We start from the raw sequence: 18312 nt of genomic DNA on the forward strand, positions 1-18312 counted from the left end.
GGTTGTCGCCAGGATCGTCCTGGCCTCCCTCCGACCGGAGCCGTCGAGCCGCCATGCCGCACCAGCCGTCACCGCACGTACCGCGCCAGCCCGGCGCGCTGGTCCGCGTCGTCGCCGCGGGCCGGGACCTCGTCGACTCCTTCGCCGCGAGCTCCCCCGCGCGACTGGCCCTCGCCGTGTTCGCCCTCGTCATCGCCGTGTTCACGGGCCTGCTGGCGCTGCCGGCCGCTTCCTCCACCGGGACATTCACCCCGCTCCACGACGCCCTGTTCACGGCCGTGTCCGCCGTGTGCGTCACAGGGCTCACCGTGGTCTCGACGGCCGCGCACTGGTCCTTCTTCGGGCAGGTCGTCATCCTCGTCGGCGTCTTCGTGGGCGGCCTCGGGATCCTGACCGTGGCGTCGATCCTCTCGATGGCGGTGAGCAGGCGGCTGGGCGTGCGCGGCAAGCTGCTGGCCCAGGAGGCCATGAACACGCAGGCCGCCGGCCGGCTCGGCGAGGTCGGCACGCTGCTGCGGATCGTCATCACGACCTCGGTGGCCATCGAAGTGCTCCTGGCGGTGATGCTCGTCCCCCGTTTCCTGGTCCTCGGCGAACCCCTGGGACAGGCCGTGTGGCACGGCGTCTTCTACTCGATCTCCGCCTTCAACAACGCCGGATTCACGCCGCACTCCGACGGACTGGTCCCCTACGAGACCGACCTGTGGATCCAGGTTCCCCTCATGCTCGGCGTCGTCATCGGCAGCCTCGGCTTCCCCGTGCTCATGGTGATGATCATCCTGCGCTCCAGGATCCGCCGGTGGACCCTGCACGCGAAGCTCACCCTCGTCGTGACGGGGATCCTGCTCGTGCTCGGCACCGTCGGCTGGGGCGCCCTCGAGTGGTCCAACCCGGACACGATCGGCGACTTGTCGCCCGTTGACAAGGTCATGCACGCCCTCTTCGCCTCCGTCATGACCCGGTCCGGCGGCTTCAATCTCGTGGACCAGAACCAGCTCGAGCCGGCCACCATGCTCGTCACCGACATGCTGATGTTCGCCGGCGGCGGCTCGGCCTCGACGGCGGGTGGCATCAAGGTCACCACGATCGCCGTGCTCTTCCTCGCCATCATCGCCGAGGCCCGCGGCGACTCCGACGTCAAGGCCTTCGGCCGCCGGATCCCGGAGGGCACGCTGCGCGTGGCGATCTCCGTCGTCGTCCTCGGCGCCACGCTCGTCAGCGTCGCCACGGGGCTCCTGCTGGGCATCAGCGGGCAGTCCCTGGACCGCGTGCTGTTCGAGTCGATCTCGGCGTTCGCCACCGTGGGCCTGAGCACGGGGCTGTCCGGGGAGCTGCCCCCGGCGGGCAAGTACGTCCTCTCGGCGCTCATGTTCGCGGGGCGGGTGGGCACCATTACACTGGCTGCGGCACTGACTCTGCGCCAGCGCGACCAGCTGTACCACTTCCCGGAAGAGAGGCCGATCATTGGCTGAGAAGACCGTAGACCACAACGCACCGGTCCTGGTCATCGGCCTCGGGCGCTTCGGTGCCGCCGTCGCCGAGCAGCTCGTGAAGCAGGGCCGGGAGGTCCTCGCGATCGAGCGCAATCCCGCGCTGGTCCGCACGTGGGCCGGCGTCCTGACCCACGTCGTCGAGGCGGACGCCACCAACATCGACGCGCTGCGCCAGCTCGGCGCGCAGGACTTCAGCTCCGCCGTCGTCGGCGTCGGCACGTCGATCGAGCCCTCCGTCTTGATCGCGGTCAACCTCGTCGACCTCGGGATCGAGCACCTCTGGGTCAAGGCCATCACGCCCTCCCACGGCAAGATCCTCACCCGGATCGGCGCCAACCACGTGATCTACCCGGAGGCCGACGCCGGCGTGCGGGCCGCGCACCTCGTCGGCGGGCGCATGCTGGACTTCATCGAATTCGACGACGGCTTCGCGATCGTGAAGATGTACCCGCCGAAGGAGACGCAGGGCTTCACGCTCGCCGAATCCCAGGTCCGTTCCAAGTACGGCGTGACGATCGTCGGCGTGAAGTCGCCCGGCGAGGACTTCACCTACGCCCAGCCCCACACCAAGGTCACCCGCCGCGACGTGCTGATCGTCTCCGGCCACGTCGACCTGCTGGAGCGCTTCGCCGCCAGGCCGTAACCCGGGGACCCCGGAACGCAGGCGGGGGACCCTCGTCGGCTACTCCTTCACGTCGGTCAAGGGACGTCAGCGTCGACGCGTCGGTGATCGGTGTCCCGCCACTCGGTCGGAGCCGCCCCTCCGAGGAGGAGAACCGTCCCGACGGCCCACCGACGACGACGAAGACACCGTGATCGGGGACGTAGCGGAGAAACACGAGGACTTCTTCACCTGGACGAAGCAGCGGGTCGTCACCGATTTCATACGATGTTCCGTCGACGTATCCACCTATCTGCCGCAGGATGAGATGATCTTCAGTGGCTGCCGCAGGGCGTATGAACCATTCGAGCACGTCCAATCCGACGTCGGACAGCGGTCCCGTCTCGATCACTTCAGCAACGCCCACGGTCCTCACCCGGCCGAGGACCACACCGGCGGCAACGAAGACACTTATCACCCGTGACGATGTGAGCATATCGACCCCGATTCTCGTCGAGCGCGTTGACGCCATTGATGTCGTCCGGTCGCGGCTGATGGTCGGTCCGCGTCGAGGTGAATCCGTGCATCACTGCAGCGGAGCTCGAAACGCGGCCCACCTTGAAACAACCGCCACTAGATGTCCACTGAGCCAAGCCATCCCAGGCAACATCCGAACGATTGGACGTTGCCAGAGCAATGCCAGCCAACGGTGACGTGGTGCGCCCTATCCGGCGAGCTCGCGGCTGATCTCGGCGGCGCGGTCGGAGGCGGCGCGGGCGCCGCGGGCGATGATCGACGGGATGCCCGCGTCGTCGAACGCGGCGATCGCGCGCTCGGTGGTGCCGTGGGGGCTCGTCACGTTGCGGCGCAGCTCGGCGGGGTCCACCGCGGCGTCGTCGAGCATGCGACCCGCCCCGGCGACGGTCGCGCGCGCGAGGTCGCGGGCGAGGTCCGCGTCGAGGCCGAGCTCCTCGCCGGCCTTGGCCATCGCCTCGGCCAGGTAGAAGGCGTAGGCGGGACCGGAGCCGCTCACCGCGGAGACGGCGTCGAGCTGCTCCTCCGGGACCACGCGGACGAGGCCGGAGCCCTCGAAGAGTCCGACGACGGCGGCGACGTCCGCCTCCGTCGCCGCGCTCCCTCCGCTGAGTCCGACCGCGCCGCGGCCCACCATGAGCGGGGTGTTGGGCATGGTGCGCACGACGGGCTGACCGGGAGCGAGCGCGTCCTCGATCATCGCGATGGTGACGGCCGCGGCGACGCTGACGACGACGGCCCCGGGGCGCAGCGCCCCGGCGATCTCGCGGCAGAGCTCCTGGATGCCGACCGGCTTGACGCCGAGGAAGACGACGTCGGCCCCCGTGACGGCGTCGATGTTGGCGTCCGGGGACTGCTCCGTGGCGAGGGCCTTGACGCCGGTGTCGGCGGCGAGGGCCTCGGCCTTGCCTGCGCCGCGCACGGTCGCGGTGATGGAGGAGGGATCGTGCCCGGCGGCCAGGATGCCGCGCAGGATCGCCCCGTTCATCGAACCGGTGCCGAGGAAGGCCAGCCGGTGGGTCGTGGTGTCAACGGGATAGTCGGTGCTGTTGCTCGCCATGCGGCAATTCTTCCACGGCCGCGGCCTCGAGGTGCCGGCGCGCGAACTCGAGCGTCTCCCCGAGCCACTCCTCGCGTTCCCCGGCGCCCTTGGCCTTGCGCGTGGAGACCTCGACGGCGACGACGCCGTTCCACCCGCTCGAGCGCAGGTGTCCCATGGCCTCGGAGACGGGCTGGGTGCCGCGGCCGGGGACGAGGTGCTCGTCCTTGCCGTTGTCCCGCCCATCGCACAAGTGCACGTGCGTCAGCCGCTCCCCGAGGGCTTGGAAGGCCTCGTGGGAGTCCATGTCGGCGATCGCCGCGTGGGAGAAGTCCCACGTCACGTAGTCGTACGGCTGCGGGACGGGGTTCCAGTGCGGCAGGTACATCTTGGCCTCGCGCCCGCGGGCCCTCCAGGGGTACATGTTCTCGACGGCGATCTTCACGCCGTACTCCTCCATGATCCGCCGGACGCCCTCGGCGAAGCCGGTCGCATAGGTCCCCTGCCAGCGGAAGGGGGGGTGGACGACGACGACGTCGCAGCCCACGTCCGCGGCCATCTTCGCGGAGCGCTCGATCTTGTTCCAGGCGCTGCCCCAGACCTGCTGGGTGAGCAGGAGCGTCGGCGCGTGGATGGCCATGATCGGCTGCCCGTAGCGGGAGCTGAGGTCCATCAGCTTGCCGGGGTCCTGGGAGATGTGGTTGCCGGTCACGAGGACCTCGACGCCGTCGTAGCCAAGGTCGTGGGCGACGGAGAACGCGTCGTGGACGTTGAGCGGGTAGACCGAGGCGCTCGAGAGGGCGACCGGTACGTGCTGCTGGGTCATGCTCTGTTCCCCGCTTCCTCGTCGACGACTCCAAGCTGCGGCACGGCGGGCTGCTGGCCCAGTTCCACGTGCCCCACCCCCACGCTACTCCCCAAAGGCAACGGCCCGTCGAACACGAGGTGGTCGAAGCGGCGCAGGATGAGGCCCTCGCGCAGCGCCCAGGGGCAGATCCGCAGCGACTTCACGCCGAAGGCGCTCATCGCGGCCCCCGCGACGACGGAGCCGGCGAGCAGCTGCGGGGCCCGGACCGCGGAGACGCCGGGCAGCTCGCTGCGCTCCGCCGCGGTCATCGCGGCGAGCCGGTTGGTCCAGAGCTTGAGGTCCTCGAGCCGCAGCACGCGCTTGACGTAGGGCCCCTCGGCGCTCGGCGCGGCGCCGGTGACGCGGGCGAGCGAGCGGAAGGTCTTGGACGTCCCGGCGACGAGCGCGGGCTTGCCGAGCGCGCGGATCTCGGCCACGGGGCCCTCCAGCACGTCAGCGACGTAGTGCTTGAGCGCCTTGAGGTCGCGGATGGACGGCGGGTCCCCGGGCAGCCGGTCCCGCGTCAGGCGCCCGGCGCCGAGCGGCACGGAGCGGGCGATCGCCGGGAACTCGTCGGTCCCCATCGCCATCTCGAACGATCCGCCGCCGATGTCGAGGTCGAGGATCGTCTCCGCGCCCCAGCCGAACCAGCGCCTCACGGCGTAGTAGGTCATGCCGGCCTCCTGCTCGCCGCTGAGCTCGGCCAGGTGGATGCCCGTCTCGGAGACCACGCGTTCCAGCACGGCCTCGCCGTTCGCCGATTCGCGGATCGCCGAGGTGCAGAAGGCCAGCAGGTCCTCGGCCCGGTGCCGCACGGCGAAGCGCGAGGCCTCGTGGATGAAGTCCAGGAGCTCCCGCTGGCCCTCCTCCGTGATCGCGCCGTCGCCGTCGAGGTAGCTGACGAGCGACAGCGGCCGCTTGTGGGACGCGAACGCCACCGGACGCGCCCCGGGGTAGGCGTCCACCAGCAGGAGGTGGACGGTGTTGGATCCGATATCCAGGACTCCGAGGCGCATGCCGGTGGACGCTTTCCGTGGGCCGTTACGTGGACTTGCCCGTGGTCCGCCGTGCCGGGGCCTTGCGGGCCGGCCGCTTGGCGGGGCCCTTGGCCCGCTTCTCTGCGAGCAGCTTCACGGCGCGTTCCCGCGTGAGCTCTTCGATGGCGGTGTCGCGGGGGACGGTGATGTTGGTGATGCCGTCGGTGATGTAGGGGCCGAAGCGGCCCTCCTTCACGACGATCGGCTTCTCGGAGACCGGATCCGCTCCGAACTCCGCGAGCGGCGCGGCGGCGGTCCGGCCGCCCCGCTGCTTGGGCTGGGAGTAGATCTCGAGCGCCTGCTCGAGGGTGATCGTGAAGATCTCCTCCTCCGAGCCGATCGACCGCGAGTCGGTGCCCTTCTTCAGGTACGGGCCGAAGCGGCCGTTCTGCACCGTGATCTCGACGCCCTCGGCGTCCTGGCCGAGCACGCGCGGCAGGGAGATGAGCTTGAGCGCGTCCTCGAGCGTCACGGTCTCGACCGTCATGGACTTGAAGAGCGAGCCCGTGCGCGGGCGGACCTTCGCGGGCTTCTTCGGGGGCTTGGGCTTGCCGTTCTTGTAGTACTCGACCGGCTGGGCCGCGAGCTCCTCCGCCGTCGGCTCCGGGATGACCTCGGTGACGTAGGCGCCGTAGCGCCCGTCCTTGGCCACGATCAGCCGGCCCGTCTCCGGGTCCGTGCCCAGCTCGCGCTGCTCGGGGCCCGTGGACTCCATGAGCTCGCGGGCCTTCTCGGCCGTGAGCTCGTCGGGCGCCAGGTCCTCCGGGACGTTGGCGCGCTGCGGCTCGGTGCCCTCGGGCGATCCCTCCGGCACCGGCGTCTCGAGGTAAGGGCCGAACTTGCCCACGCGCAGCACGATCCCGGGGGCGATCTCGACGGAGTTGATGGCCCGGGCGTCGATGTCGCCGAGGTTCTCCACGACCTCCTGCAGTCCGGCGTCCTCGCGGTCCTCGCCGAAGTAGAAGGAACGCAGCCACGCGCTGCGGGCCAGGTGGCCCTTGGCGATCTCGTCGAGGTCGTCCTCGAGGCGCGCCGTGAAACCGTAGTCGACGTACTTGCCGAAGTGCTCCTCGAGCAGGCGCACCACGGAGAAGGCGATCCAGCTCGGCACCAGGGCTCCGCCCCGCTTGGTCACGTAGCCGCGGTCCATGATCGTGGAGATCGTCGGCGCGTAGGTGGACGGGCGGCCGATCTCACGGGCCTCCAGCTCGGCCACGATCGAGGCCTCGGTGTAGCGCGCGGGAGGCGAGGTCTCGTGCCCGAGCGCCTCCACCCCCGCCCCGGTGAGTCCCTGGCCGGAGGTCAGCTGCGGAAGCCGGCGTTCGGCGTCGTTCTCCTGCTCCTCCTGCTCCGTCGTGTCCTTGCCCTCCTCGTAGGCGGCGAGGAAGCCGCGGAAGGTGATGACGGTGCCGGAGGCCGTGAACTCGGCCGTGCGGCCGTCGGCCGCGGTCCCAGCCAGCCGGACGGAGGCCGTTGAGCCCTTGGCGTCGGCCATCTGCGAGGCGACCGTGCGCTTCCAGATCAGCTCGTACAGCTTGAACTCGTCGGCGCCGAGCTGGCTGCGCACGTCCTGCGGGCGGCGGAAGGAGTCGCCGGCCGGGCGGATGGCCTCGTGGGCCTCCTGCGCCGCATCCGACTTGGCCTTGTACACGCGGGGGGACGCGGGCACCGAGTCGGGCCCGTACAGCTCCGAGGCCTGGCGGCGGGCCGCCGAGACGGCCTCGTTGGAGAGGAAGACCGAGTCGGTACGCATATAGGTGATGTAGCCGTTCTCGTACAGCCGCTGCGCCACCTGCATCGTGGACTTCGAGGACCAGCGCAGCTTCCGCGAGGCCTCCTGCTGCAGCGTGGACGTCGTGAACGGCGCGGCCGGGCGGCGCGTGTAGGGCTTGGTGTCCAGGGACTGGACCGAGAAGTCCGCCCCCTGCAGCCCCTCGGCCAGCGACGTGGCCCCGTCCCGGTCCAACACGACGACGGCGGCGCCGGACTTCGGCGTCTTCAGCTGCCCGCGGTCGTCGAAGTCGCGGCCCGAGGCGACGCGGGCTCCGTCGACGGCGGCCAGCTTGGCGCGGAACGACTCCCCCGCCGCGGTCGCGAACTCGCCGACGAGGTCCCAGTAGGACGCGGCGCGGAACGCCATGCGCTCGCGCTCGCGCTCCACGACGAGGCGCGTCGCGACGGACTGCACGCGGCCGGCCGACAGGCCCGGGCCGATCTTGCGCCACAGCACGGGCGAGATCTCGTAGCCGTAGAGGCGGTCGAGGACGCGCCGCGTCTCCTGCGCGTCCACGAGGTCGGTGTCCAGCTCGCGGATGTTGTCCAGGGCGCGGGCGATGCCCTCCTTGGTGATCTCCGTGAACGCCATGCGGTAGACGGGCACCTTGGGCTTGAGCACCTCGAGCAGGTGCCACGCGATGGCCTCGCCCTCGCGGTCCGCATCGGTTGCGAGGTAGAGGGCGTCCGCGTCCTTGAGCTGCGCCTTGAGCTCGGAGACCTTCTTCTTCTTGTCCGGGTAGACGACGTAGTAGGGCTCGAAGTCGTTGTCCAGGTCGACGGCGAACTTCCCGACCGAGGTCTTCTTCAGCTCGGCGGGCAGCTCCTTGGGCTGCGGCAGGTCGCGGATGTGGCCCACGGAGGCATCGACGACGAAGCCCTCGCCGAGGTACTTGGCGATCGACTTGCTCTTGGCCGGGGACTCGACGATGACGAGCTTCTTGCCGGACTTTTCCTTGGCCTTGGCGGGCACAACACTCCTCTAGCAGCCGGTGGCCCGCATGAGACGCGGACCTGCACATACCTGCTCTAGGGTAGCGGCATCACGGCCGCGGGCCGCAAGCGGCTCCCGCGCCCCGCCCCGCTCAGGCCCCGGGTTCCGGGTGCTCCGGCAGGAACGAGAGCATGTAGTAGACGCGTTCGCCGTCGATCCCGCGTTCCGAGGGATCGGCCATGGCCTCGAACTCGTCGACGAGCGCGTAGACGCGGCGGACGAACTCGGCGCGCTGCTCGCCCTTGAGGAACACCATCCCGGTCGTCAGCACGGGCGCCCGGCCCGCGGGCGGTTCGATCCCCGCGCGGCGCTCGGCGTCGCGGCGGGCGATCTCCGCCGAGAGGCGTTCGCGGAAGGCGTTGAGCTGCACGTTCAGGAACGCGTTCTTCGCGGCTGTGGAATCGCTCAGCGAGCCGACGACGAGCTGGTCGCCGGCGGCCTTCCAGCGCCGCTCGCGGCCGTCGCCCTCGCTCGCGGCGCGCTCGACGTAGCCGTACTTCTCCAGCGCCCGCAAGTGGTAGCTCATGGCGCTCGGCGTGAGGTTGCAGCGCGAGGCCAGCTCCGTGGCCGTCCGGGTGGACTGCGACGCGAACAGCTCCTCCAGGACCTCGAGGCGGGCCTCGTGCGCGAGGGCGCGGATCGCCTGCGGGTCGCTGATGACCACGGGGTTCTCCGTCTGGCGACGGACTTCGGGAGTCCCGGCGTACTTCGCCTCGGATGTGTTCTGCGTCATGTGGAAAAACTTTAGCCTTTGTTTCGTATCTCCGACAGAAAGCCGGTGGTAACAAGTCGATCAACACTGTCGAGTAGTCGTGGGACGAGTTCCGCGGCGTCCTCGCCCAGGAGCGCCGCGAGCGCGTGGGCGATCTGCCCGGCGGTGAGCTCCCCGTCGCAGGCGGAGACGAGCCCCGCCTCCTCGGAGGACAAGAGCGTCGTCCGCCGCAGGCCGGCCCCCTGGCGCAGCAGGATGACGCCCGGGTGCTCGGCGCCGGGCCGCTGGTGCCGCTCCTCGGTCACGTCCTCGGCGACCTCGAAGCGGAGCGGAGCGAGGTCCCTCCCGGCGAGGGAATCCGCGGCGTCCACCTCGAGGGCCAGATGCGGGCCGATCGGCTGCTCGATCGGGTAGCCGATCGCCTCGAACCGCGCACCCACGGGGGCCACGGCCGGGTCGGCGGGGCGGCGCAGCCAGACCATGCCGAAGCCGATCCCGCCCACGCCGCGGGACGCGAAGTCGGCCAGGTACTGCGCGTAGCGCTCGGCGTAGCGGGCCGGATCCCGGGCCTCCGCGGCGTCGCGCAGCCAGGTCTCGGCGTACTCCGCGGGCGACTGGACCTCCCGCTGGATGAACCACGCCTCCGTCCCCGGCCGGATCCAGGTCCGCGGCCGGGCCGACCAGTCCCCGGCCCCGCCCGCGCCGTCGCCCTCGCCGCCCTCAGGGCCGTCCTGGATCTCCCAGTTGGCGAGCAGCTGGGCGGTGCCGCCCGGCGTGAGGACCCCCGGCAGCGCCTCGATCAGCCCCGAGACGAGCGCGTCGCCCGCGAGCCCGCCGTCGCGGTAGGTGAAGCGCTCCTCCTCGGAACCACCGGGGGCGCGGGGCGTGATGACGAACGGCGGATTGGAGACGACGAGGTCGAATTCCTCCCCCGCGACCGGCTCGAGCAGGCTGCCCTGGCGCAGCTCGACGCGGTCCTCGAGGCGCCGCGGATCCAGTCCCAGCGCTTCGTGGTTGAGCAGGAGGTTGAAGCGCGTGAAGGCCAGGGCCCGCCACGAGAGGTCGGTGGCGACGACGTGGCGTGCGTGGGCGAGGAGGTGGAAGGTCTGGATCCCGCATCCCGTGCCGAGGTCCAGGGCGCGCTCCACCGGGCGGCGGACGGTCGCCTGGGCCAGGGTCAGCGACGCCCCGCCGATGCCCAGGACGTGGTCGCCGCGCAGGACGCCGGGCCGGTGCAGGGCCCCGAGGTCGCTCGCCACCCAGAGCTCGGCGTCGGCGTCGGAGGCGTGGGGCCGCAGGTCGACGGCGGCCCGCACGGATCCGCGGGCGGGGGCGTCCTCCACGAGTCCGAGGGCGAGCAGTCCGGCGACGCCCGTGCGCGGCAGCGCGGCGTCAACGTGACCGGCGGCGACGTCGTCGCCGAGGAGCCACAGCGCGGTCGCGACGGCGACCGCCGGCACGGGATCCGCGGCCAGGGCGCGGGCGATGACGAGCCGCGCGGGGACGGACTGGTCGCGGTGCAGGGCCGCGTTCGCCTCGTCGCCGAGGAGCCCCGCGACGCCGTCGTGCGTGTATCCGGCGGCGGCGAGATCGGCGGACAGGGCCTCGAGGAGGGGCAGCTCGTCGCTGCGCGGGGCGTCGGGGACGCCGGGCAGCCGGGACGGGAGGGAGGCGGGGGACTCGGGCACAGGGCGAGTCTAGCGAGGACCGGGAGTGCCTAGGATGGCGATATGCCCCCAACAGCCCCCGTCCCGCCGTCCGCACCTGCGTCCGCCCCCGGAAGAATCGAGGTCCTGGTGGACCGCCCCGCCCCGCCGAGCGGTTCGCCCGCGCGGCGAGTCGCCGCGGGCGCGGCCGCCGCCTGCGCCGTCCTGCTGGCCGCCGCCTGCACGTCGCCCACCGCTCCCGCGGGCGGGGCCGGGGGCGCCGCGGAGGACACCGCCGTCCGCGTGGACCCGGCCGGTTAGCGCCATGACCCGGACCGTCACCACCACGCACCTGCAGATGTCCTCCGCCGACGCGCTGCGCCCCTCCGCGACCCCGCTGCCGCCGGGCTGCCGGATCGAACGCGCCGTCGACGCCACCCCGGAGTTCAGCCGCTTCCTCTACCAAGGCGTCGGCAGCGGATGGAACTGGGCCGACCGGCTCGCCTGGTCGCGCGCGCACTGGGCCGAGGTCCTCGCCGCGCCGGGCACCGAGACGTGGGTGCTGTACCGGGACGGCTCGCCGGCCGGATACGTGGAGCTCGCCGCGCGGACGGCGGGCTCGGGGGCGACGCCCACGGCGGCGGCGGACGGTGCCCCCGGGACCGCAGTGGAGATCGTGTACTTCGGGCTCTTCCCCGGCCACCTGGGGCTGGGCCTCGGCGGGGCGCTGCTCACCGAGGGCATCCGCCGCGCCTGGGACCTGGACGCCCGCCACCCCGGCCTGCCCCCGGTGGGCCGGGTCTGGGTCCACACGTGCTCGCTGGACGGACCGGCCGCCCTGGCCAACTACCGCGCCCGCGGCCTCGAGGTCTTCCACGTCGAGGACGAGGAGCTCGAGCCCGTCGACGCCTCGGCCGGACCCTGGCCCCGGGAATCAGGCGACTAGTCCCCTAGGAGACGAGGTCCGGCGTCGTTCTCTGCGGCGCCGTCCCGGCGCACTCCGGGCACAAGCGCAGCGCGGCATCGGCCGCGCAGTCCGCGCAGAACAACCGCAGCTGGCGGCAGCTCGGCTCGGCGCAGTTCTCGAACTTGCTCGTCGGTCCCTCGCAGCCCACGCAGCGCCCGATCGTCTCCGCGTCGGGCGAGAACTCCACGTGCATCCGACGGTCGAAGACGTAGAGGGAACCCTCCCAGAGCCCGCGGTCGCCGAACGCCTCGCCGTAGCGGACGATCCCGCCGTCGAGCTGGTAGACCTCCTGGAAGCCGCGCTTGACCATCAGCGCCGAGAGGACCTCGCAGCGGATCCCGCCCGTGCAGTAGGTCACCACGGGCTTGTCCTTGAGCTCGTCGTACTTGCCCGAGTCGAGCTCGCGGATGAAGTCGTGCGTCGTCTCGACATCGGGAACCACGGCGCCCTTGAAGCGGCCGATCTGTGCCTCGAAGGCGTTGCGCCCGTCGAAGAACACGAGCTCCTCGCCCGCGGCACGCTTGGCGTCGACGAGCTCGTGGAGCGCCTCGGGGCCCACGTGCACGCCGCCGCCGACCACGCCGGTCTCGTCCACCTCGAGCTCCCCCGGCGCGCCGAAGGAGACGAGCTCGTCGCGGACCCGCACCGAGATGCGCGGGAAGTCCGCGGCCCCTCCGTCGCTCCACTTCACGTCCAGGGAGCGGAACGCCGGATGCTCGCGGGTGGCCTTCACGTACGCCTTGACCTCGCGGATCCCGCCCCCGGCCGTCCCGTTGATGCCGTGCCGCGAGACCAGGATGCGCCCGCGGAGGCCGTGCTGCTCCAGGAGGGAGCGCTGCCAGAGGCGGACCGCCTCCGGATCGGCGAGCGGGGCGAAGGCGTAGAAGAGGACGATGCGGTTCTGGGACACGCCTTCTAGGGTACTGCGGGACAGGTCACGGACCGCGCCCCCGGCGCCCCTCCCGGGCCCGCGCATCGGCCCATGTTAACGCTTCTTTTCGGTAAGGCAACGGTTCCCGTTACCGACTGCACAGCCATGATCGCTCGGGGTATGGTCTTGGCATGGGATCCTCCGCGAGCGATGAACTGATCGGAACCTGGGTGACCGGCTGGGCCGGAGCGCGGGGCTACGAAAGCCGGCATGAAGGCCGGGTGCACGCGGCGCTGCGCCACGACACCACCGGCGACTGGGAATACATCGTCTTCGAGCCGACGTCCGAGGAGCTCGTGGCCGTCGCCGAGACCCTCGCCAAGCACCCCTCGCGACGCCTCACCGCGTTCGCCAACGACTCCTCGGCGCTCGTCGACGCGGCCCAGGCCGCGGGCCTGGACGTCGTGGCCGCCGAGGAGGCCCTCATGGTCGCCGAGATGGACGGCCAGGACGTCGAGGACCCCCGCGCGCCGGAGGGCTTCACGATCGATGCCGAGCGCGACGGCAAGCACGCCTATGTGTCCATCCATGACGCCGACGACCACGACGTCGTCGCCGCGAGCGGCCACGTCTCCGTCGTCGGCGACTACGCGGTCTTCGACCGCATCATCACCGCCCCCGAGTTCCGCCGCCGCGGCCTCGGAGCGCTCGTGATGCGGGCCCTCGTGGCCATCGCCCTCGAGCACGCGGTCGACGAGGGCCTGCTGATCGCCTCCATCGAGGGCCAGGCCCTCTACCAGTACCTTGGCTGGACCCCGCTCGGCACCGTGGTCACCCTGGAGGCCCGGCGCGCCTAGCGTCAGTCCCGGGTGCCACAATGATGCGGTGACCGACTTCCGCACGCTCGTGCCCCTCCTGGGCCACGGCTCCGACCCCGAGGCGCTGCGCCACCTGCGGATCCTCCCGGCCCGGGACGCGGTCCACGGCCCCTGGCCGGAGTGGGTCCATGCCGACGTCGTCGCCGCCTACGCGCGGCTCGGCGTGGAATCCCCCTGGCTGCACCAGGTGCAGGCGGCGGGCCTCGCCCACGACGGCCTCCACACCGTCGTCGCCACCGGCACGGCCTCGGGCAAGTCGCTCGCCTACCAGCTGCCCGCGGTCGACGCGATCCACCGCTCCGTGACCGCGGGGAGGGTCGCGCTCGAGCCCACCGACGCCGTCGCGCTCTACCTCTCGCCCACCAAGGCCCTCGCGGCCGACCAGCTCAAGGCGGTGAACGCGCTCGGGCTGGACTCGATCCGCGCGGCGGCCTACGACGGCGACACGGATCCCGGAGAGCGCCGGTGGATCAGGGACCACGCGAACTTCGTCCTTGCCAATCCCGACATGCTGCACTTCGGGATCCTCCCGAACCACCCGTGGTGGGCGCGCTTCTTCCGCCGCCTCGCGTTCGTCGTCGTCGACGAGGCGCACAGCTACCGGGGCGTGTTCGGATCCCACGTGGCCAACCTGATGCGGCGAATGCGCCGGATCTGCGCCCACTACGGTGCCGACCCGGTGTTCATCGGCGCCTCCGCCACCAGCGCCGAGCCCGCGGCGTCCTTCGGGCGCCTCATCGGGGCACCGGTCCATGCGGTCACGACGGACTTTTCCCCGCACGGCGAGACGGCCGTGGCGCTGTGGGAACCGCCGCTGACCGAGTTCAAGGGCGAGAACGGGGCACCGCGGCGCAGGACGTCCGTCGCCGAGACCTCCGATCTGCTCGCGAACCTGGTCAGCTCGCACGTTCGGACGATCGCCTTCATCAAGTCCCGCCGGGGCGCCGAGACGATCTCCACAATCGCCCAGCGGCTCGTGGACGAGGTCGATCCATCTCTGCGTGGACGGATCGCCGCCTACCGCTCCGGCTACCTGCCCGAGGAGCGGCGCGGACTGGAGCGGCAGCTGCGCAGCGGCGAGCTGCTCGGGGTCGCCTCCACGTCGGCGCTCGAGCTCGGGATCGACGTCTCCGGCCTCGATGCGGTGCTCGTCGCCGGCTGGCCGGGCACGCGGGCGTCGTTCTTCCAGCAGATCGGGCGGGCGGGGCGGGCCGGGCAGAACGCGCTCGCCGCGTTCGTGGCGAGCGACGACCCGCTGGACACGTACCTCGTGAACCACCCGGAGGCGATCTTCGACCTCCAGGTGGAGGCGACCGTGTTCGATCCGGAGAACCCGTACGTCCTGGGACCACACTTGTGCGCAGCGGCCTCGGAGCAGCCGATCCGCCCGGAGGAGGTGGAGGCGTTCGGGCCCACGGCCGCCGGCATGCTGGACTCGCTCGTGGACCGCGGCTACCTGCGCCGCAGGCCCTCGGGGTGGTTCTGGACGCACGCGGAGAGCGCCGCCTCGATGGTGAACCTGCGCGCCGACGGGGGCGGCCCCGTCAACGTCATCGACTCGGAGACCGGCGCCCTCCTCGGGACCATGGACTCCCCGCAGACGCACTACCAGGCCCACACCGGCGCGGTCTACATCCACCAGGGCGCCAGCTACCTCGTCGACGAGCTCAACGAGGAGGACCACTGCGTCCTGGTCCACCGCGCCTCCCCCGACTTCTACACGCAGGCCCGCGACATCACGACGATCGAGGTCCTCGAGGTCCTGCGCAGCGAGGACTGGGGCGAGGTCGCGGTGCACTTCGGCGACGTGCGGGTGACGACCCAGGTGGTCTCCTTCCAGCGCAAGGCGCTCGTGAGCAACGAGATCCTCGGCGAGGAGCCGCTGGACCTCGGCGCCCGCGACCTGTTCACGCGCGCCGTCTGGTTCACCGTCCCGGAACGGCGCCTGGCCGCGGCCGGAATCATCGCCGGCTCGATCCCCGGGGCGCTGCACGCGGCCGAGCACGCGGCGATCGGCCTGTTGCCGCTCGTCGCCTCGAGCGACCGCTGGGACATCGGAGGCGTCTCGACGGCGCTGCACGCCGACACGGAACTGCCGACGATCTTCGTCTACGACGGGCATCCCGGGGGCGCGGGCTTCGTCGAACGCGGCTACGAGCAGGCGAGGTACTGGCTGAAGGCGACCCGGGACGCGATCGCGGCGTGCGAATGCGAGCGCGGGTGCCCGTCCTGCGTGCAGTCCCCCAAATGCGGCAACAAGAACAATCCCCTCGACAAGGCCGGGGCCGTCTCCCTGTTGGGCGCCCTCCTGCGCGACGCCGGGGCGTAGCTCAGTCGCCGGCCGTCTCCGGCAATGCCGGCTGGACCGGCGGCGCCCACGGCTGCGGGGGCGGCCCGGCGCGCGCACGCCCGGAGGCCTCCAGGCCGAGCGCGCGCATCCACGCCCAGTCCGGCCCCAGGGGAACCGACGTCCACACGTCGACGAGCTCTCCCGCGCTGCCCGCGATCCGGCACTCGGACAGCTGCGCCCCGTTGCGTCGGGCCGTTTCCCGGGCCACGGCACAGGGATCGCCCGGAGCGAGGCCGCGGGCGGCATCGGCCCCCGAGAGGGCGGCGAGGTCCGCGGCCGTGGCCGCTGTGGCGGCCGCACCGGCGGCATGAGCGAGGGCCAGGACCGCAGTCAGCGCCAGCAGCGCGGCGGCGACGAGGCCCACAACGAGCGCCGATCCCGCCCCGCGCTCGTCGCCCCCACTCACGCCCGCCCCGCGCCCCTTCACCCCGCCCACGCCCACGCCCGACCCTCGCCCGCCGGCTCCGGGGCACGGGGACCAGCACCTAGCCACCGGGCCCTCCTTCCGCGCGGGCCTCGGCCCGGGCCGTGAGGACGAACCGGCCTTCGAGGCCGGGGACCCCGATCCCGGCGCTGACGCTCACGCTGTGGTACCCGGCGGCGGCCCCGATGTCGACCGACGCCGATGTCCCGGCCACCCGCTGGGCCGCCGCCCGTGCGGAACCGGCCGGTTCGCCCCGGGCCAGCTCCCGCGCGGCGGCGCGAGCCGCCTCCTCGAGCCGCACCTGGGTGGAACCCACCGCGCCGGCCGCGAGGACGACGACGAGCAGCAGTGCCACCGCCGGGAGCAGCACGGCGGTCTCCGCCGTGCTGCTCCCCCGCTCCGATCCACGGAACACGCGGCGTTCCTAGTAGCTCAGCGCCTGGCGCACCAGGCCCATGAGCAGCTCGCGCACGTCGCCGCTGCTGAGGATCGTCACGAGCAGTCCGGCGAAGCCCACGGCCGCGAGCGTCACGATCGCGAACTCCGCCGTCGCGATGCCCTCCTCTCCCGTGGACTCCGCTGCTTTCCCCGAAGCGTCCCGGCCCGGTTCCAGTCCGGTGTCCTGCCCCTGCTCCAGCCCCGGTTCCAACTCCGCCGGCCCGAACTGCGTCGCCGTCCGTCCCATCGTGTCCTCCATGATCGTCTTCCCTTCCTTGTACGGTCCGCGGTTCGGACCACTTCCACCCTCCCGCCGCCGTGCCGTCCCCGCGACGGCCCAGGGTCGGTCTCTGGATGACGGCCCCCTGCCCGGGGGTTGTGGAGGACCATTCAGCCGAGCCGGGGCAGCAGGGAGATGACGACCGGGACGATTCCGAGGCAGATGAAGGAGGGCAGGGCGCAGACCCCGAGCGGCACGACGAGCCGGACCCCGAGCTCGGCCGCGCGCTTCTCGGCGTTCCTCACGTCCGCGGCCCGGCGTTGGGCGGCGGCCGCGCGGAGCATGCCGGACATCCCGGTCCCGGTCAGGTGGGCGAATTCGAGGGCCTCGCCGAGCGGACGCAGCTCCGCGGGGACGCCGGCCCAGGCCCGCTCCCACGACAGCGACAGCCCGAGTCCCCGGGCGACGCCCTCCAGCGGGCCGCAGCCCGGGACCGCCGCCGCGAGGGCGCGCAGGACGCCGTTGATCGGCAGCCCCGAGTCCAGCAGCGACGCGGCCAGGTCGAAGAGCAGGGCGGCATCCTCGGCGGCGAGTCGTTCCCCGGGCGGTTCCCGTCGCTGAGGGCCGCCCGGAGGCGCATACGCGGGCACGCCACCGCCACCGCCACCGCCACCGCCACCGCCACCGCCACCGCCACCGCCACCGAGCATGATCCACAGGGCGGCCGCTGCCGCCGCGGCGGCGAACCAGGCCGTCACGGAGCCGCGCCCGGGCGTTCGGCGGCGGCCAGCAGCCGGCGCCCCCACACGCGGTTCGCCCACCACAGCGCCACGCCGGCCAGCAGGCCCAGGCGCCCGATCGGATGGGTGAGGAGCACGCCGATCGGGTCGGCCCCGATGAGCTGCGCCAGGACGAGCCCGAACGCGGGCAGCCAGGCCAGGAGCCGCTGGGTCGTGGCGGGCCCGGCGAGCGCGGTCTCCCGCGCGCGGCGGCTGTCTCCGGCACCCTCGAGCTGCCCGGCGAGGCGGTCCAACAGCTCGGACAGGGCGACGCCGGTGCCCTCCGAGAGATCCACACACCAGGCGAGCCGTTCCCAGACGGGCCGGTAGCCGTCATCGCAGGCCACGAGGTGGCGCCGCAGGCCCGTCGAGGGGGCCAGTCCGAGCCGGTGGGCCGCCGTCGCGCTGCGGCACGCGGCCAGGATGTCCTCTGCCGCCGGCCCGTCGGCGCGCCGCCAGGCCTGTTCCATGAGCTCCCACATCTGGGACGCCGTCCGCCCCGAGCGCAGCAGCGCGGCGCCTTGCCGCACGGCGCGGGTGTGCGACTCGCCATGGTCGTCCTCCCGCCGCCGGCCCCATGGGATCGGCCGGGACATGCCGGGAGCCACCGACCGCGGGGAGCCCGTGCCCGTCAGCGGGCTCGGGCGTCGCGCCCGCCATCCCGTGGGGGAGCGTCCTACCCCGAAGGCCCGACCGGGCCGGGCCGGCC

At 72.4% G+C, this 18312-nt stretch carries 19 protein-coding genes; 7 read left to right on the top strand and 12 right to left on the bottom strand.

The window, feature by feature from the left end:
- Window positions 1-53: 53 nt before the first annotated feature.
- The 3 genes from AC0QR5_RS09245 (at window position 54) to AC0QR5_RS09255 (ending at window position 2578) form a co-directional block, all read left to right on the top strand.
- Window positions 54-1472, top strand: a complete 1419-nt coding sequence (locus tag AC0QR5_RS09245) for a TrkH family potassium uptake protein (protein ID WP_329861829.1) — start codon at window positions 54-56, stop codon at window positions 1470-1472.
- On the top strand, window positions 1465-2136 hold the full coding sequence (locus AC0QR5_RS09250) for a potassium channel family protein (protein WP_329861830.1): 672 nt from the start codon (window positions 1465-1467) through the stop codon (window positions 2134-2136). The genes AC0QR5_RS09245 and AC0QR5_RS09250 overlap by 8 nt, the downstream gene beginning before the upstream one ends.
- A 169-nt stretch (window positions 2137-2305) precedes the next feature.
- Window positions 2306-2578 (top strand): hypothetical protein, encoded by a 273-nt coding sequence (locus tag AC0QR5_RS09255; protein ID WP_329861831.1) that lies wholly within the window; start codon window positions 2306-2308, stop codon window positions 2576-2578.
- A gap of 240 nt (window positions 2579-2818) precedes the next feature.
- Here AC0QR5_RS09255 and proC read toward each other — a convergent pair whose 3' ends face one another.
- From proC to AC0QR5_RS09285, 6 genes are all read right to left on the bottom strand, one after another.
- Window positions 2819-3688 carry a pyrroline-5-carboxylate reductase gene (gene proC / locus AC0QR5_RS09260; protein ID WP_329861832.1) on the bottom strand — a complete coding sequence of 290 codons (870 nt, stop codon included), beginning with the start codon at window positions 3686-3688 and terminating at the stop codon, window positions 2819-2821.
- Complete coding sequence (locus AC0QR5_RS09265; protein WP_329861833.1) at window positions 3657-4493, bottom strand: sugar phosphate isomerase/epimerase family protein; 837 nt, start codon at window positions 4491-4493, stop codon at window positions 3657-3659. Before AC0QR5_RS09265 ends, proC begins: the two co-directional genes overlap by 32 nt.
- Entirely contained in the window at window positions 4490-5530 is a 1041-nt protein-coding gene (locus AC0QR5_RS09270; protein ID WP_329861834.1) for a Ppx/GppA family phosphatase, read from the bottom strand. Before AC0QR5_RS09270 ends, AC0QR5_RS09265 begins: the two co-directional genes overlap by 4 nt.
- 25 nt (window positions 5531-5555) lie before the next feature.
- A complete protein-coding gene (topA, locus tag AC0QR5_RS09275; RefSeq protein ID WP_329861835.1) occupies window positions 5556-8297 on the bottom strand; it encodes a type I DNA topoisomerase in 2742 nt (913 codons plus the stop codon).
- 112 nt (window positions 8298-8409) lie between these two features.
- On the bottom strand, window positions 8410-9051 hold the full coding sequence (locus AC0QR5_RS09280) for an ArsR/SmtB family transcription factor (RefSeq protein WP_329861836.1): 642 nt from the start codon (window positions 9049-9051) through the stop codon (window positions 8410-8412).
- 11 nt (window positions 9052-9062) lie between these two features.
- The gene (locus tag AC0QR5_RS09285; RefSeq protein ID WP_329861837.1) at window positions 9063-10718 is read right to left on the bottom strand and encodes a DUF7059 domain-containing protein; all 1656 of its coding nucleotides are present in this window, start codon (window positions 10716-10718) and stop codon (window positions 9063-9065) included.
- Between the two features lie 42 nt (window positions 10719-10760).
- On the opposite strand from AC0QR5_RS09285, the gene AC0QR5_RS09290 reads away from it, so the two are divergent.
- Window positions 10761-10997: a hypothetical protein gene (locus AC0QR5_RS09290; RefSeq protein ID WP_329861838.1), complete on the top strand. Its 237-nt coding sequence runs from the start codon at window positions 10761-10763 to the stop codon at window positions 10995-10997.
- 4 nt (window positions 10998-11001) lie between these two features.
- Complete coding sequence (locus tag AC0QR5_RS09295; protein WP_329861839.1) at window positions 11002-11622, top strand: GNAT family N-acetyltransferase; 621 nt, start codon at window positions 11002-11004, stop codon at window positions 11620-11622.
- 4 nt (window positions 11623-11626) lie between these two features.
- Here AC0QR5_RS09295 and trhO read toward each other — a convergent pair whose 3' ends face one another.
- Entirely contained in the window at window positions 11627-12553 is a 927-nt protein-coding gene (gene trhO / locus AC0QR5_RS09300) for an oxygen-dependent tRNA uridine(34) hydroxylase TrhO (protein ID WP_329861840.1), read from the bottom strand.
- A 152-nt stretch (window positions 12554-12705) separates the two neighbouring features.
- Between trhO and AC0QR5_RS09305 the strand changes: the two genes are divergently transcribed.
- Both AC0QR5_RS09305 and AC0QR5_RS09310 read left to right on the top strand, forming a co-directional pair.
- The gene (locus AC0QR5_RS09305) at window positions 12706-13371 is read left to right on the top strand and encodes a GNAT family N-acetyltransferase (RefSeq protein WP_329861841.1); all 666 of its coding nucleotides are present in this window, start codon (window positions 12706-12708) and stop codon (window positions 13369-13371) included.
- Between the two features lie 28 nt (window positions 13372-13399).
- Window positions 13400-15721: a DEAD/DEAH box helicase gene (locus tag AC0QR5_RS09310; protein WP_329861842.1), complete on the top strand. Its 2322-nt coding sequence runs from the start codon at window positions 13400-13402 to the stop codon at window positions 15719-15721.
- 1 nt (window position 15722) lies between these two features.
- On the opposite strand, the gene AC0QR5_RS09315 is transcribed toward AC0QR5_RS09310, so the two are convergent.
- From AC0QR5_RS09315 to AC0QR5_RS09335, 5 genes are all read right to left on the bottom strand, one after another.
- Window positions 15723-16148, bottom strand: a complete 426-nt coding sequence (locus tag AC0QR5_RS09315; protein ID WP_329861843.1) for an Rv3654c family TadE-like protein — start codon at window positions 16146-16148, stop codon at window positions 15723-15725.
- Window positions 16149-16227: 79 nt separating this feature from the next.
- On the bottom strand, window positions 16228-16581 hold the full coding sequence (locus AC0QR5_RS09320) for a TadE family type IV pilus minor pilin (RefSeq protein WP_329861844.1): 354 nt from the start codon (window positions 16579-16581) through the stop codon (window positions 16228-16230).
- A gap of 9 nt (window positions 16582-16590) precedes the next feature.
- Complete coding sequence (locus AC0QR5_RS09325; RefSeq protein ID WP_329861845.1) at window positions 16591-16863, bottom strand: DUF4244 domain-containing protein; 273 nt, start codon at window positions 16861-16863, stop codon at window positions 16591-16593.
- 131 nt (window positions 16864-16994) lie between these two features.
- Complete coding sequence (locus AC0QR5_RS09330; RefSeq protein WP_329861846.1) at window positions 16995-17582, bottom strand: type II secretion system F family protein; 588 nt, start codon at window positions 17580-17582, stop codon at window positions 16995-16997.
- Entirely contained in the window at window positions 17579-18199 is a 621-nt protein-coding gene (locus tag AC0QR5_RS09335) for a type II secretion system F family protein (protein ID WP_475372459.1), read from the bottom strand. The genes AC0QR5_RS09330 and AC0QR5_RS09335 overlap by 4 nt, the downstream gene beginning before the upstream one ends.
- Between the last annotated feature and the right edge of the window lie 113 nt (window positions 18200-18312).

This window comes from Arthrobacter sp. J156, assembly GCF_056172865.1.